Origin of the sequence: Hydrococcus rivularis NIES-593, assembly GCF_001904635.1 — a bacterium.
Classification (GTDB): Bacteria; Cyanobacteriota; Cyanobacteriia; order Cyanobacteriales; family Microcystaceae; genus Hydrococcus; species Hydrococcus rivularis.
This window is the reverse complement of the sequence record NZ_MRCB01000036.1, coordinates 24,065-40,696: the sequence shown is the minus strand read 5'-3', so window position 1 is coordinate 40,696 and position 16,632 is coordinate 24,065. Positions and strand designations below refer to the sequence as shown.

General features: G+C 46.3%; 12 protein-coding genes. All 12 read left to right on the top strand.

Features of this window, described 5'->3' with window-relative positions; genetic code table 11:
• Window positions 1-634: acyl carrier protein (locus NIES593_RS20425; protein ID WP_217651989.1), on the top strand; the 634-nt coding region annotated here is incomplete at its 5' end.
• Between the two features lie 4 nt (window positions 635-638).
• Window positions 639-3,629 carry a type I polyketide synthase gene (locus tag NIES593_RS20420; protein ID WP_073601336.1) on the top strand — a complete coding sequence of 997 codons (2,991 nt, stop codon included), beginning with the start codon at window positions 639-641 and terminating at the stop codon, window positions 3,627-3,629.
• 50 nt (window positions 3,630-3,679) lie between these two features.
• Window positions 3,680-5,548, top strand: a complete 1,869-nt coding sequence (locus tag NIES593_RS20415) for a TubC N-terminal docking domain-related protein (RefSeq protein ID WP_073601335.1) — start codon at window positions 3,680-3,682, stop codon at window positions 5,546-5,548.
• Between the two features lie 23 nt (window positions 5,549-5,571).
• Window positions 5,572-6,594 carry an NAD-dependent epimerase/dehydratase family protein gene (locus NIES593_RS20410; protein WP_073601334.1) on the top strand — a complete coding sequence of 341 codons (1,023 nt, stop codon included), beginning with the start codon at window positions 5,572-5,574 and terminating at the stop codon, window positions 6,592-6,594.
• 51 nt (window positions 6,595-6,645) lie between these two features.
• A complete protein-coding gene (locus tag NIES593_RS20405; protein WP_073601333.1) occupies window positions 6,646-7,797 on the top strand; it encodes an MGDG synthase family glycosyltransferase in 1,152 nt (383 codons plus the stop codon).
• A gap of 26 nt (window positions 7,798-7,823) precedes the next feature.
• A complete protein-coding gene (locus tag NIES593_RS20400; RefSeq protein WP_073601332.1) occupies window positions 7,824-8,657 on the top strand; it encodes an SDR family NAD(P)-dependent oxidoreductase in 834 nt (277 codons plus the stop codon).
• A 46-nt stretch (window positions 8,658-8,703) separates the two neighbouring features.
• Entirely contained in the window at window positions 8,704-10,248 is a 1,545-nt protein-coding gene (locus NIES593_RS20395; protein WP_073601339.1) for a GMC oxidoreductase, read from the top strand.
• Between the two features lie 35 nt (window positions 10,249-10,283).
• Window positions 10,284-11,483, top strand: coding sequence for a glycosyltransferase (locus tag NIES593_RS20390; protein WP_073601331.1), 1,200 nt, complete (start codon window positions 10,284-10,286; stop codon window positions 11,481-11,483).
• 5 nt (window positions 11,484-11,488) lie between these two features.
• Entirely contained in the window at window positions 11,489-13,012 is a 1,524-nt protein-coding gene (locus NIES593_RS20385) for an MFS transporter (RefSeq protein ID WP_073601330.1), read from the top strand.
• Window positions 13,013-13,090: 78 nt separating this feature from the next.
• On the top strand, window positions 13,091-14,140 hold the full coding sequence (gene galE, locus NIES593_RS20380) for a UDP-glucose 4-epimerase GalE (protein WP_073601329.1): 1,050 nt from the start codon (window positions 13,091-13,093) through the stop codon (window positions 14,138-14,140).
• 238 nt (window positions 14,141-14,378) lie between these two features.
• Window positions 14,379-15,176 (top strand): sterol desaturase family protein, encoded by a 798-nt coding sequence (locus tag NIES593_RS20375; RefSeq protein WP_073601328.1) that lies wholly within the window; start codon window positions 14,379-14,381, stop codon window positions 15,174-15,176.
• A gap of 151 nt (window positions 15,177-15,327) precedes the next feature.
• On the top strand, window positions 15,328-16,503 hold the full coding sequence (locus NIES593_RS20370) for an aminotransferase class I/II-fold pyridoxal phosphate-dependent enzyme (protein ID WP_175561191.1): 1,176 nt from the start codon (window positions 15,328-15,330) through the stop codon (window positions 16,501-16,503).
• The last annotated feature ends 129 nt before the right edge of the window (window positions 16,504-16,632 follow it).

Here is a 16,632-nt window from a genome sequence, read left to right as displayed (position 1 = left end):
TCGCACTCGCATGGCTGCCCAGGGCATTGAGCCGATTCCTTTAGCCCAGGGAATGCAAGTATTAGGAAATTTGCTCGCAGGAAGCGCCGCTCAGGTGGGGGTATTGCCAGTTAATTGGTCTAAGTTTCTACAACGATTCCCTGAAGGCGTGATGTCGTCATTCCTTGAGACTTTCGGAGTAGCATCCGAGCATCCAGCAACGCAACAAACAGCGTTCTTGCAACAATTAGAGTCTGCTCCTGTCAGCGATCGCCGGAATTTATTGATCAATCATGTTCGCAGTCAAGTTGCCAAAGTTCTGAGGTTGAGCGAACCCGATCGAATAGATATACAGCAGGGTTTGTCAGATCTGGGACTCGATTCGCTCATGTCTGTGGAGTTAAGGAATCATCTACAGACCAGTTTAGGATGCTCTATTCCCACAACTTTAGCGTTTGACTATCCAACAGTCGAAGCACTGACGGATTATCTGGCTAAAGAAGTGATGGGAGCGGAGTTTTTTGATGAATCTGCTGTGGAGTTACACAAAAGTAGCGATCGCGAGCAAGGTGTAGCCGAATCAAATTTAGACAATTTATCAGACAGCGAGGCTGAAGCGTTGCTGCTTAGTAAATTGGACAACATGAGGTACTGAAGAGATGGATTTAAATTCACAACAAGAAAAGTCTGTATCTCCTATCAAGCGGGCACTCAAGGCTTTAGACGACATGCAAGCCAAACTCGATGCTATCGAGTATGCCAGAAGAGAACCAATCGCTATTATTGGCATGGGTTGCCGATTTCCTGGAGGAGCCGACAATCCAGAGGCATTCTGGCGGCTATTGCGCGACGGGGTTGATGCCATTACAGAAGTCCCCCCCCAGCGATGGGATATTGAAAAATACTACGATCGAGACCCCGATGCCCCCGGCAAGATATCTACCCGCTACGGAGGGTTTCTCGATCGCGTGGATGCCTTCGACGCTCAGTTTTTCGGCATTCCGGTCCGGGAAGCTGCTAGCCTCGATCCCCAGCAGCGCTTACTGCTGGAAGTAAGTTGGGAGGCTCTGGAAAATGCCAATCAGGCACCCGATCGCTTGTTTAACAGCTTAACAGGCGTATTTGTCGGGATCTCTAGCGGCGACTATAGCAGCTTACTCTTAGGAACGGGGGAACCGACAGACATTGATGCTTATTACGGAACGGGCAACTCCCACAGTGTAGCGGCTGGACGCATATCCTACAGTTTAGGACTCAAAGGACCTAGTTTTGCAGTCGATGCAGTCTGCTCTTCCTCATTAGTAGCAGTTCATCTGGCTTGCCAGAGCCTGCGCTTGCAAGAGTGCAGTCTGGCTCTAGCAGGCGGAGTAAACTTGCTCCTAGCTCCAGAAAATAGTATTAACTTATCCAAAGCGCGAATGCTAGCGCCAGATGGCCGCTGTAAAACCTTTGATGCCGCTGCCGATGGCTATACGCGAGGAGAAGGATGTGGAGTCATCGTCCTCAAGCGCCTCTCAGATGCCTTAGCCGACGGGGATAAGATCTTAGCCACGATCCGAGGCTCAGCGGTCAGTCACAATGGTCGCAGTAGTAGCTTGGTAGCCCATAGCGGACCGTCTCAGCAGGCTGTAATTGGTAAAGCTTTGGAGAATGCAGGCATCGAACCGACACGAGTCAGTTATGTAGAGGTAAATGGCACGGGAACGTCTCTAGTCGAACCAGTTGAAGTGGGAGCCTTGGGGGCAGTATTTGGCAAGAACCGTCCTCAAGAACAACCGCTGGTCATTGGTTCGGTGAAAACCAACATCGGTCACTTAGAAGCGGCTGCGGGGATAGCAAGTCTGATCAAGGTGGTGCTTGCCTTGCAACACAAAGAGATTCCCCCCCACCTGCACTTTAAGCAGCCCAATCCTTACATTCCCTGGGACGAACTACCAATAAAAGTTCCGACAAATTGTCTGCCTTGGTCTGTAGGCAAAAAGCCGTTGCTGGCGGGAGTTAGCTCCTTTGGCTTTAGCGGTACTAATGCTCACGTAGTTCTCGAAGAGGCTCCCGTTTCAGAGCCAATGCCAGGAAAGTCGATAGAGCGTCCCCTACACTTGCTGGCGCTATCGGCTAAGACAGATGAGGCTCTCGTTCAGTTAGCCGAGCGGTACGAGAAGCACCTAGCCGCTAACCCAGACCTAGCCCTAGAAGATATCTGCTTTACGGCAAATAGCGGGCGATCGCATTTTCAGCATCGGCTGAGCGTCGTGGCTTCCTCAACTGCCGAACTCTACGACAAGCTAGCTGCCTTCAGTGCTGGACGGGAAGCAGTAGGATTATTCAAGGGAAAGGTAATAGCTCCTCCCAAGATCGTCTTTCTTTTTGGCGAACAAGGCTCCCATTATGTAGGAATGGGTCGTCAGCTTTACGAAACCCAACCGACTTTTCGAGCTGCTTTAGATAAGTGTGCCGAAATCTTACATCCCTATCTAGAAAAGCCACTACTTAAAGTTTTATACCCACAAGAAGCCGAAGCAAATACCCAATCCACAATCGAACAAGCTGCCTTATTTGCCCTCGAATATGCCCTCTTCCAGTTATGGAAATCTTGGGGCATCAAACCCTCCGCAGTCATGGGTTACGGTGTAGGAGAATATGTTGCTGCAACCGTCGCTGGCGTGTTTGGTTTGGAAGATGGCTTGAAGTTGCTTATGGAGTCATCGTCAGGAGAATTGGAGCGAATCGCTAAGGAAGTTACCTATTTCCAACCGCGAATTTCATTAGTTTCTTTAACTGGCGAACTAGCAACTGCCCAAATCGCTACCCCTCAATACTGGTGCGATTGCCTGGAGAGCAGCGCCAAAGGCGATCGCATGCGACAACCCATAAATGATATCAACATGAATGCCCTAGCGCAACAGGGGTACGAAATATTGGTAGAAGTTGCACCAAAGCCGATGCTTGCCCAAAAAACAGGAAAAGTTTGTCTATCCAGCCTGAATCCAGGCAAAGACGATTGGCAACAGCTCCTTGAGAGTTTGGGGACTTTATATGTGCGTGGAGCCAAAGTAGACTGGTTGGGTTTCGATCGCGACTACTCGCGTCAATCGGTGCAACTACCGACCTACCCCTGGCAGCGAAAGCGCTACTGGTTTGAGCCGAATAACAATGGGCACACAGACCAAAATAACGGTCAGCACTCAATGGCTACCCTTCTCGCTCAGACAGAACGCGAACAGTTAATCAAACAGTTAGAAATGACCGGAGAACTCTCAAAAGAGGAGTTGAATTTGCTGCCTAAGCTGCTTGGATTATTAGCCAAGCAATACCAGCAGCAGACCGAAGCGTCGCGATTCATCGAGCCAACAACTCAAGCGCAACCAATCGATCCCAAGTCTCTGACAGCAAAAGATATCCAAGCTTGGCTGGTCGATCGCATTGCCCAAGAGCTAGGAGTCAAACCCGATGACATAAATGTTCGCGTACCTTTCGACAGCTACGGTCTCGATTCCGTGCTAGCGCTCGGTATTGCTAGCGCTGGCAAACAATTTCTTGGACTCGATCTATCTCCACTCTTGCTAGTGCATTATCCCACGATTGAGTCGCTTTCACAGCACCTAGCCAAAGAATTAGAAGCTTCTGAGTTAGAAATCTTTGAGATTTGAACCTCAAATTCGCTCTGAAAAAGATTATAAAATAGGGGGATTTTTAAACGATGAATGTATCCAAACTTGTGAATGACCTTAATCAACAAGGCGTTCAGCTATGGGCAGATAATGACAAACTCAAGATTAATTCTCCAAAGGGATTACTAACACCAGAAATACGCACAAAGCTAGCCGAACGCAAAACAGAAATTCTGGCGTTTCTACAACAAAATAACGGAATTGCTAGCGATATTTGCACTTCTGAAACTCAAGACCTTAGCTTGCAGACAATTGGTCGTTTGATTGGAGGTTATTGCCGTAAAGTTACTGGCTTTATCCCTCCCGTTATCGATCCAAAAATTATGGCAAATAAGCTAAAAGTTACCTTTAGACCTTTGCCCGATGGATACAAAGAAGAAACCATTTTGAAGTTTCGAGAAGAGTTAGAGGGCAAGCTGCGGGACAATGGCGTTCAGATCTTATCTTGGGAAGAAGCCACTAAAGAGTTTAACTACGAAATTACAATTCCTTTTGTCAATTGGAAAAAAAAGATTGCCACCAGGGTAGTAAAAGCGGGGGTTAGCGCGGTTGTCGATGTAGAAAAACGTCCTTCTTTACTAGGAAAAGTGAAGATATTTGCAGCCGAGTTACTGTATAAATTTTATTCTCGCTTTGTTTTAAAAAATCGCCAGATATCTGCTTCTAAAATCATGCAGTTTATCAGTTGGGCAGAAGAGAATGCGCGACCGCTAGAAGATCCTACCAATACTCAAGCGATCGTTTTAACAAAACTCAACCAAGAGTTTGTCGATCCAAAAATTCCTTATCAACAGAAAATTCCTATTGGTGTAAATACCCTGATCGAAACATTTTCTGAAATCGCGATCGGAGTTTCCGACACCAAAATTTCTATCTTAAATATGAACCTTTCAGATTCGGTATTTCCTGTAGAGTCAGTTGATGAATTTGTTTGTAAATCTTTAATTCCTAAAATTTACGTACCAATTCAACCATTGCCCCTAAGCCGATTTGAGATTGGTGAATACGATCCGAAAGAATCGATTTATGCAACCAATTTAGTGAGAATGGGTCGGGAGTTGGCATCAACGGGTCTACTACCTTCTGGTTTTAAGATTGATGATGCGGTCAAAAGAAAGTCCCACCGAGATATTGTGGACTGGATGGCAAATGGCAGAACGGGCGTTTCTTATGGTTTTGTTGCCTACGCCGAACCGCCGCAATACGTGGGTGCGGTGGAAATATCCGAGCAAGAGTGGGAAAGACTGTCCTCTATCGAAGGGTTCAGTCGCGACGAACTGCGCCAGAACCAAATTGGTAGAAGATATATAAAAACCAGGATTGGGGAAACATACGTATTTAAGCAGCTACCAGATCTATGGCTTGTCAGTTCTCGATCGGGTTCCAAGAAAACCGACCTCAATCTAGAAACTGATGTTTTGAGGATTGGCTTACAAGACAGGTTATTACTCCAAGTACCCAAAGGAATCGATCCGGCAGCAGGCGATATCAAACCTTCTTACGATATCTATGTCATGGTCTCTATGGCTCTGGCAGCCGCTTTATATGCACCGAATCTAATCGAAAATGGCGCACCCATGGTTCATTTTCACGGGTATCCATCGATCGCGTGGTTTGAATCGAAAAACGAATATTGTACTGGAGTTTACAACCCCTCGGTTCCTTGTGGAACTTACGAATCAGGAGTCTTCAACTTTTTAGGCATCCGTAATCTTGTCGATCGCTATGGTAGCGATATTGCTTTAGCTGGTTTGGTCGAGCCAGATCATGGCACCAATATCATCGCCTCTGACTGGGAGTATTTAGTTGCCAGAATCAAAACCGGCGTGGAACAGGGACAAATCGAACTGGGAGGCAAACATTTTGCTTCCCTTAAAGCGAGTCTAGCTGCTAGCTGAACTTTAATTCATATCGACGAGCCATGAATCTTGAAAACAAAACGCTTCTCATTACCGGAATTGGCGGCTTTATTGGCTTGCGGGCTGCCGAAATCGCTCTATCTAGGGGGATGAAAGTTCGAGGACTGCAACGTTCCCAAGAAAAAGCTAAAGCGGCACAAAAACTAGGTGCCGAGGTAATTGTAGGCAGCATCACCGATCCGGTTGCTGCCGCAAAAGCTTGCCAAGGAGTAGACATCGTTCTGCATGCGGCTGCCATTGTTAAAGAAGGTGGCTCGCCGAAGGATTTTTATGAGGTCAATGTTGGTGGCACCCTCAATATGGCTAAAGCCGCTAAAAATGCTGGCGCGAACACTTTTGTTTATCTCTCAAGCGTCATGGTGTACGGCTTTAATTTTCCTAATGGGGTTGCGGAGGAGGGACCGCTCTGTGGAGAGAATAATCCTTATTGCCAGACAAAAATAGAAAGCGAAAAAGAACTCTTAAAACTCAACGCCCCGCCAGATTTCGGCATCATCATCATCAGACCGGGAGATGTCTACGGACCTGGAAGCACATCCTGGGTAGTTAGACCGCTGCAATTAATGCGCGAAAGAGTATTTGCCTTGGCTAATGGCGGGCGAGGAGTCATGAACCACGTATACGTGGACAATTTAATTGAGGGCATATTTCTGGCTATAGAAAAAGAAGCCTATGGAGAAGTCTTTAATCTCACCGACGGACAAGAAACGTCCTGGAAAGAGTATTTTACGCGCCTGGCGAAAATAGGAGATGTACCCGCGCCTATTATTTCTCTACCAGCAGGCGTACTTAAATTTATCGCTTGGCTGCGCTGTTGTGGTCAGTCAGTTGTCGGTCAAAACCCCGATACTTTACCACAATCCGTAAATTGGGTAACTCGCCCCTATGCTTATTCAATTGCTAAAGCACGAAGTCAGCTAGGTTACGAGCCAAAAATAGATCTCGAAGAGGGAATGCGACGAACGCGGGAGTGGCTGCAAAAAACGGATTTACTAAAGGCTGGCTCAACTGCCAAAACTTTGTAGCCAAACATGTCGATATTTTGACTATTGCTCTTAATTGAGAGGTTTAACTAGATGAAAAAAGTTTATTTGATGTCAGCCGATATGGGCGGAGGTCACGACAGCACCGCCAAGGCTCTGCAAAAAGCGATCGAGATGCGGCAATTGCCTTGGCAATTTCATGTCGTCGAATTTTTTAAAGAAATCGGTGGAACGAGTCTTCCGCAAACGGTATATAACAATCTAGTACTCAAAGAAAGCTGGGGAAGCTGGGTCAGAATTTTTAACGAACCGATCCTGGTTCCCTCGCTGAAGCTAAAAGTTCGCCTCAACTATTCTGCTTGGCTAAAGCGGCTAAAAAGTTACTTGTACCAGCACAAGCCAGACATCGTAATTTCCTTGTTTCCATACATAAACCGAATCCTTTATGAAGGCTTGCAGGCGACCCTACCAAATGTTCCCTTCATTACCCTTCCGATCGATTTTGCAGATTGTCCCCCTCACTTCTGGATAGAGCAACAGGATCAGTTTTTAATTTGTCCCACCGAACGGATGGTCGAACAAGCCCAAGAATTGGGTTATCGCGAAGAGCAAATTCTCCGTACTTCGGGAGTGGTAATTAACCCTCGGTTTTACGAACCGATCGATTGCGATCGCGCAGTTGAAAGACAACGGTTGGGTTTAGAGCCAGATTTGCCGACGGCTTTAGTCATGTTTGGCGGTCGCGGATCGAATGCCATGCTAGAGGTTGCCCAGTCTCTAGAGCGATCCTCGCTGAATCTACAACTCATTCTCATCTGCGGACGCGATAAAAAACTAGCAGATACCCTGCGCCGCAGCCAAAGCCGCTTGCCGAGGTACGTCGAAAATTATACGAGCGAAATCCCCTACTACATGTATTTATCGGATTTCTTCATTGGCAAACCCGGTCCCGGAAGTATGAGCGAGGCGCTGGCAATGAAGCTGCCAGTGATTACAGTCAGCAATGCTTTCACCATGCTTCAAGAAAGATACAACCCGGAGTGGATCGCCAGTAACGAGGTTGGTATCGTAGTCCGCGATTTTCGAGAGGTCGATCGCGCTGTTGCACAACTGCTCGTCCCCGACAACTTAGCCCGTTACCGAGCCAAAGCCGCCGCTCTCAATAATCAAGCCGTGTTTGAAGTGGTTGATTTTCTAGAGGGAATCCTTGAGAAGCCAGAAGTCAGAAGTAAAGAATTTGTATAAAAATTTCTACAGAACGGAGACTGAAAATGAAAACTATAGCAGGTAAAACAGTCGTTTTGACCGGGGCTTCGGGTGGCATTGGCGCATTCATTGCCCGCGCTTTGGCAAAAGAGCAGGCAACTGTAGTCGGCGTTTCCCGTTCTCAAGAAGGTTTAGATCGAATCTGTGCTGAGGTTGAAGCCGCAGGTGGTAAAGGGATTGGCATCTCCTTCGATCTCTGCAAATTGGAAGAATTATCGGTTTTAGTCGAGCAGATCGAGAAACTTGCAGCACCCGTCGATATTTTGATTAATAATGCTGCCATAGAAAAATTCCGACCTTTTCAAAAATACGCCTTAAAAGATATCCAATCGATCCTGACAACCAATCTTGCGGCAGCGATGGAGTTAACCCGTTTGGTGTTACCGGGCATGCTAGAGCGCAATAGCGGTCATATCGTCAATATTTCTTCTGGGGCTGGCAAAAAAGGCTCGCCATATAACAGCATCTACTCAGCCAGTAAAGCTGGTTTGATTATGTGGTCGGATGCAATGCGGCAGGAATTAGCAAGTACTAATGTTGGCGTTTCGGTGGTCTGTCCGGGAATTACTGATGCCGGAATGTTTCGTGCTCTTGACATCACACCGCCTAGTGCAGCCCACGTCGCCCAGCCAACGGAAGTAGCAGATATAGTCCTTCAATCGATTAAGCAAAACCAGAAAGAAGTCGTACTCGAAGGACTTCCTACCAAAATCTTATATGCAATTTCACAACTGTCTCCGCAATTTGGAGATGCGGTCTTTCAAAAGGTAGGCGTGGTCGAGATCAACCAAAGCTGTGCCCAAAAGCAAATGCAGGCTGAGGGCCTCTTACCAAACTAAATTACACACAAGCTCTTCACTTCCTCACGGTACGACTTCTATGCAAATGAATAACGAGCATTACGATGTCATCATTATTGGTACGGGTGCTGGCGGTGGAACTCTGGCAAATGCTCTGGCACCAAGTGGCAAGAAAATTCTAGTCCTAGAGCGAGGAACTTTTCTTCCCAAAGAAAAAGCGAATTGGGACTCTACAGAAATTTATGCCAAAGATCGCTATCGAACTTCTGAAATATGGTACGACAAGAACGGCAAACCCGTGCGTCCGTTTACCCACTATTATGTCGGCGGCAATACCAAATTTTACGGTAGCGCTCTATACAGATTGCGCGAGCGAGACTTTGAAAAAGTTATTCACAAAGGTGGTATCTCTCCGGAGTGGCCCTTAAAGTACCCCGATTTTGCCCCCTACTACGATAGGGCTGAAAAACTCTACGAAGTCCATGGTAAGCGAGGTCTCGACCCAACCGACCCTCCAAGCAGTGAAGACTATCCTTTTCCGGCAATTAGCCACGAACCCTATATGGAACGAATCCACTATGCGCTTAAGGATAGAGGCTTGCATCCTGCTTACCAACCGCTCGGTATCAAGCTCAATGAAGTCAATCGTCTTTTTAGTGCTTGCCTTCGTTGCGATACTTGCGATGGCTTCGCATGTTTGGTCGATGCCAAAGCCGATGCTGACGTTAATGGCGTGCGTCCGGCAATAACCTATCCCAATGTGACTTTAATGACCGAAGCCAAAGTGCTGCGCTTGCATACCAGCCGATCGGGTCGGGAAGTGACTGGCGTAGAGACAGAAATCACAGGCAAGCGCCAGATTTTTTCTGGGGATATCGTTGTTGTTGCTTGTGGTGCCATCAACTCAGCAGTATTGTTGCTTAAATCGGCTAATGACAAACATCCAAACGGATTGGCAAATAGTTCCAATTTGGTGGGACGCAATTACATGATGCATAAGCTTGCGTTTATCGTAGCTTTGACCGTAAGACCCAAATCAATAGTATATTCCAAGACGCTTTCCGTTAATGATTTTTATTGGGGAGACAAAGATTTTGATTACCCAATGGGAAACGTGCAATCGCTCGGTACTATTACTACAGACAGAGCTGCCGCTAATGGACCATCTTTTGTCCCCAAGGTAATCTATAAAACAATAGCGGATCGTGCGATTGGTTGGCTCCTCATGACTGAAGACTTGCCAGACCCCAACAATCGCGTGTATGTCAAGGGTGAGAAAATTTATCTCGAATATACAAATAACAATGAGGAAGCGTATAAACGTTTAATCAAGCGTTGGATTCGAGTGTTAAGGTCTATTGAGCCACGCAATGATATTGGATCGTTGTCGCTTTATTTAACGACAGCAAACATGTCCTTGAAAGATGTCGGGCATCAATGTGGTACCTGCCGTTTTGGAGAAGACCCCAAAACGTCGGTACTCGATCTCAATTGCCGCACCCATGATGTTGATAACCTTTACGTTGTTGATGGTGGCTTTTTCCCGTCTAGTGCCGCTGTGAACCCAACGCTCACGATTATAGCGAACGCTTTGCGGGTCGGAGAACATCTGCTTGAAAGACTAAAATGACCAAAACAATTCACAATAGATAAAATTTAGCGATTATGAAAAAAGTTGCGATCGAGTTTCTCACCTCGCAGGGTGGCGGAGGGCATTACGCTACCTATAATGCAATCCGTTCGGTCATCGAGCAGCAACAACTGCCTTGGCAGCTCAATGTAACCGATATGGACGATCTAGTGGCGAGCTTAGCAGAGAAACAGAGCATAGTGAATATCTATGAGTTATTCGGAATTTCTTCTCATGACTTGTACAACCTGATGCTCAAAAGCGGCTGGACGTGGCTTTTTCCGCTGATGTTTCGCCTCAATAAATTACTGATCGAACTCAATTACGATTTTGGTCTCAAGTTTTTTGAGCAATATTGGCGCGAGCGACAGCCAGATATGGTGGTTTCTATAGTAGCGTTCTATAACAAAGTAGCATCAGAAAGTTTAGCGAAGGTCAAACCTGGCACTCCCTATGTAACCGTCCCTATCGATTTTGAGGATTTGCCACCCGGATCTTGGATGGAACCGGAAACCGACAATTATACGGTCTGCGGCACCGAAAGAGCCGTCGAGCAAGCTCGTTCTTTGGGAGTGAAACCAGAGCGCATCGTTAGAACGTCGGGCATGGTCATTCACCCTCGATTTTCCGAACCGATAAAGTGCGATCGCCAAGCTGAAAGACAACGTTTGGGTTTAGATCCAGATTGTCTCACCGGACTTGTGATGTTCGGGGGTCAGGGTTCTAAAGTGATGCTCGACATAGCCAAGCGTCTGGAATGTTTTCAAGACAAACTACAACTGATCTTTATTTGCGGACGCAATGAAGAACTCGCTGTGGCTCTGGGCAATAGCCAAGGAAGCCAAAAGCGGTTTGTCACTGGCTTTACTCAAGACATGCCTTATTATATGCATCTGTCCGATTTTTTCATTGGCAAACCGGGTCCCGGTAGCATCAGCGAGGCAATAGCTATGAAGCTGCCAGTTATTGTGGAATGTAATTTTGCCACGCTCATCCACGAACGATACAACGCTAAGTGGGTTCAACTCAAAGAGGTGGGTTTGGTGCTGCGCAGTTTTCGAGAGATCGATCGCGCCGTCGAAGAGTTTCTCGACCCCCAAAAGTTGGCTCGCTATCGGGCCAATGTTGCTGCTATCGACAATCGCGCCGTGTTTGAAGTGGTCGAATTCTTAAAGAAGATTGTCCCTAGTAGCGACAGGACAACGGTGGCAGAAGCAATCGAACTGGGGCAGTGAGGGCGATGAATCGAAATCCTGTTAAAGCGATCGCGCTGTGGGCGATGTGTTTGGCACTGTTCATGGCTAATCTCGACGATACTGGGGTGAATGTAGCGCTTCCCAAGATTCAGGTCAGTCTGGATGCCGATCTGTCGGGATTGCAGTGGATTCTCAACGCCTACACCTTATCTGCCGCCAGTCTAGTGCTGCCAAGTGGGACATTAGGAGATATGTATGGGCGCAAGCGGGTCTTTTTAGCCGGACTGGTTATTTTTACGACTGCCTCTGCGATCTGCGCTATGGCGCCCAATTTGGGTGTTTTGATTGCTGGGCGAACGCTTCAGGGCATTGGTGCTGCTTCCTTAGTCCCAGGTTCTCTCTCGATTCTCGCCAATACATTCCCCGCTCCGAAGGAGAAAGCTAAAGCGATCGGGATCTGGTCTGCTGTGTCGGGACTCGCTCTCGTTGCGGGTCCTGTGGTAGGCGGTCTACTTGCAGATACTTTGGGATGGCAGAGCGTGTTCTTTCTTAATTTACCGCTAGGCGCGATCGCTTTTTGGCTGACCTTCTGCTTTGTCAAGGAAGTCGGGAATCTGCGGCAGCAGCCTATAGATGTGCCGGGTTTTCTGCTCAGTATCGTCTTGCTGGCTTCGTTCACCTACGCACTTACCGAGGGGAATGCTGGCTTGTGGCAATCGCCGCTCGCGCTCGGTCTGCTGGGGGTTGCCGGACTCAGCCTTCTGGCATTTTTAATCGTTGAGTCTCGCAGCAGTCACCCGATGCTACCACTAAACCTATTTAACAACCCCACTTTTGCTGTCGTTAATGTCGTCTCAGTTTTCATATTCTTCACTTTCGTCAGCTTACTGTTCATTTTCAGCCTGTTCTTACAGCAGGTGCAGGGATACTCGGCGACGGCGGCAGGGGTTCGCTTCCTGCCGATGAATGGGGCTTTTGTCATGGCATCGCTCGTTTCTGGATGGTTGGCGGCGCGGTTGGGGTGGCGCTTTGCGATCGCGATGGGATTGGCGATGGCGAGCGTGGCGACGTTTTCATTTACCCGCATGAGTGCCGACACCGAGTATGGAGCTATATTGGGAAGTCTCGTTCTCTCTGGCTTGGGCGCTGGTTTAGCACTCTCGCCCCTGATAGCGGCAGCGATGAGCGCTATACCCTCTAGTAAAGCGGGAATTGCCTCAGCGGTACTCAACGTCAGTAACCGTCTCGGCAATGTCTTTGGAATAGCCATACAGGGAACAATTCTCACGCAACGGCTAGCTTCAGACTTGAGGCGATCGCTCTCTGCTTGGAACCTACCCGCCAACGTCCAAGACCGACTGATCGCCGATGCTTTGCACGGTGGAGCTAAAGTCCCCAATGACCTCCCAGCCAACATTTCGCTCGATGCTATCCATCGGGCGATTGGCAATGCTTTCGTGTCGGGCTTACATGCAACCGTGCTTGTAGCCAGTATTGCCCTGCTAGCCGGAGCATTGTTGATTCTGGCCTTTATTTCGCCGACTTATAAGGGGCGATCGCACTTTTGAGCGGCTTAACTTTTCCTAACCGGAGTTTCCATTATCCAATCATTTTCGCAACGCGACCAAAACAAGGAGCAAGCAACTATGTCTCAAACTAAGCCAACTATTTTGGTAACTGGGGGAGCGGGATATATCGGCTCTCATGCCGTGCAGTCTTTACAAGCGGCAGGCTATGAGGTCGTTATCCTCGACAACCTGATCTACGGACATCGAGACCTCGTAGAAAACGTTTTGGGAGCCAAACTGATTGTCGGCGACATTGGCGATCGCGCTTTACTCGATCGTCTGTTTAGTACTCACTCGATCGCTGCGGTCATGCATTTTGCTGCCTATGCCTACGTCGGCGAGTCAGTCTCTTCTCCAGCCAAGTATTACCGCAACAATGTTGTCGGCACCCTGACTCTGCTAGAAGCTATGGTGGAAGCCTCTGTCAAAAAAATTGTCTTCTCTTCTACCTGTGCCACCTATGGCATACCCAAGTCGGTTCCAATTCCTGAAGATCATCCCCAACGTCCCATCAATCCTTACGGAATCAGCAAACTGACAGTAGAGCACATATTGGCTGATTTTAATCGGGCTTACGGCTTAAATTCTGTTATTTTTCGCTACTTCAATGCAGCTGGGGCAGATCCGGCAGGACGACTGGGGGAAGACCATACTCCCGAAACTCACCTGATTCCTCTTGTCTTGCAAGCAGCATTGGGCAAGCGAGAGTCGATTTCTATGTTCGGCACCGATTATCCAACCCCAGATGGAACCTGTATCCGAGACTATATCCACGTTGTTGACTTAGCCCAGGCTCACGTGTTGGGATTGGAGCGTTTGCTCGACGGAGGCGATAGCGAAACCTTCAACCTGGGCAATGGCAGCGGCTTCTCGGTCAGAGAAGTCATTGAGACAGCCAAACAAGTGACCGGACAACCCATCAAGGCGATCGAATGTCCTCGCCGTCCCGGAGATCCGCCCGTCCTTGTCGGCAGCAGCGACAAGGCTCGAAAGATCTTGGGCTGGCAACCTCAATATCGAGATCTTAAAGATATGATACTTCATGCTTGGAATTGGCACCTACAACGCCACGGACAGAAACGAGACTTCCTACCAATTCGTAATTTGCAATTGACAATTCGCAATTAACATCGCTGCTCGGAGGAACTTCACTCGCCCCTGCGTGTGCAATGTGCAATTAGCAATTAGTCAGCAGATTCTATATACAAGGCTATCGCTAAAGTCTATTTTGTCCTGTTTGGAGTTGGTATACTCAGATGTTTCACTTTGCGATCGCTCCGCTCAACATGACATTCTCTACTTCTTAGATAACCTGTAAATAAATATTCAATAAATAAAACAGGTAAGTAAAATTTAGAGTACATTTATGGAACTGGTTGATGGATTGTTAAGTAGCATTTCCGATACTTTAGTTCATACTGGTACGGCTTATTTCCGATATACAATTTTTTGTTTTCTACTTTTTTGGGCGATCCTCGAACAACGACTTACACATTTCCGCATTCAGCCCAGGCGAAGAACAAAAGTCAAAGTAATTTTTAGAGAAATCGAATATAGTTTCTCGACTTTAGTAGTTATTGGTACAGTTGGTTGGATTTTAGACCGATTAGTTTTTCATAGTCGCTACGGTCTGTTTTATGACAATGCTTATACCAATATCAGCGATTATGGTTGGGGATACTTTGTCTTGAGCGTGTTTTTGATGTTAGTTTTCGACGATACCTATTTCTACTGGGCGCATCGTTTTCTACACCATCCCAAACTTTTTCATCGCGTTCATAAAATTCATCATTACAGTGTCGATCCCAATCCTTTTACGACCTATTCTTTTCATCCTTTGGAAGCTGCCATCTTATTTTTGGGTCAGATGATAACTCTGTCTATTATTCCCGTACATGACTTGGCTGTAAGTATTTGGGCGCTGTTGACATTGCTCAATGGGATCGTAATTCATCTGGGTTATGAAATTTATCCTCAATGGTTTACCAAATCTTGGTTAACTAATTGGAAAACTCCCTGCACGCACCACAATATGCACCATGAAAAATTCAATGGAAATTATGCCTTGATTTTTACTTGGTGGGATAAATTGATGGGAACAGAAATTCCAGATTATAAAGCAAGATTAGAAGCCGTACAGCGAAGAAAACTTGTTTCTAAATGACTAAATAAATTAACTAAAAATTTTACACGGAATGACAAGAAACTGCCAATCATATTTTTTAAAAACTAAATTCAAAATAAACCCAATAAAGGAAGCAAAAAAAATGTCACAGATTAAACATCATAAATATCTGAATATTGTAGAGCAATATATGACAAAAGGAATCCAAAAGGGATACTGTTATTTATCTGTAGAAGATGACGAATTGAATGGCAGGACGATAAAAATCCACGGACAGGATTTGATTAACTTTGGTTCTGGTAGTTATCTGGGATTAGAAACTGACAGACGCTTGATTGATGGTGCGATCGAAGGCGCCTTAAGATATGGCACTCAATTTTCTTCTTCTCGTGCTTATGTAGCTAGCGGTCAACATTCTGAACTGGAAGCTTTGTTGGCTCAAATTTTTAATGTTTCTGCCGACTGCGTAATTGTTCTGCCTTCTACAACACTTGCACATATGTCAGCAATTCCTGTAACGATTGAGAGTAAGGATGTTATCGTCCTCGATCGCCACGTTCATAATACTGTGCGCATGGCTGTAAACTTACTAAAATCCTTGGAAAATAGTGTCGAAGCGATCGAAATTCCCCATAATCGTCTGGATATTCTAGAGCAGAAAATTAAAGAACTGCGAAATAGGGCTTCTCGTATTTGGTACATGATTGACGGCATATATTCCATGCATGGCGATATATCGCCATTAAAGACTTTAGAAGATATGCTGAATGATTACGAACAGTTATATGTGTATGTAGATGATGCTCATGGCATGAGTTGGAAGAGAATATCTGGGCGTGGATATACGCTAGATACGATTAAATTACATAGCAAGATGGTAATTGCTACGTCTCTAAATAAATCGTTTGGTGCGGCGGGAGGCGCATTAGTGTTTCCAGAAAAGAAATGGAGTCAACGGGTTAGAACCTGTGGAGAACCACTTATATTCACAGGACCCATACAGCCTCCCTTACTGGGAGCATGTATTGCATCCGCAAAGGTTCATTTATCCGATGAGATAAGAACGCTTCAATCCGATTTACTGACGAGAATTAAATATTGTAACGAGCTATTGAAAAAATATAACGTGCCTATCGAAGAATCAATAGCTCCTATCTTTTTTGTTAGGGTTGGGAAACGCGACAAAACTAGGTTTTTGGCAGAAAATTTACGAAGAGATGGTTACTACTTCAATGTTGCTACTTTCCCCGCCGTTTCACCAGAAAGAACTGGCATCCGTTTTACTGTTACTTTGCATCATAGCTTAGAGGATATTCAAAACTTAATCGAGGCAATTGCTAGTTATTTGAAAGAATTCGATCGTTAAAAATCACTGCCAACAAATAAATAAACTAATGTTTTGAAATAATTGTCTGATTTATTAATAGCCAGCAGCGAGCAAACCATAGGAGATCTTGGAGCAAAAGTTTAACAATAAAAAAGATTGAAGAAGACA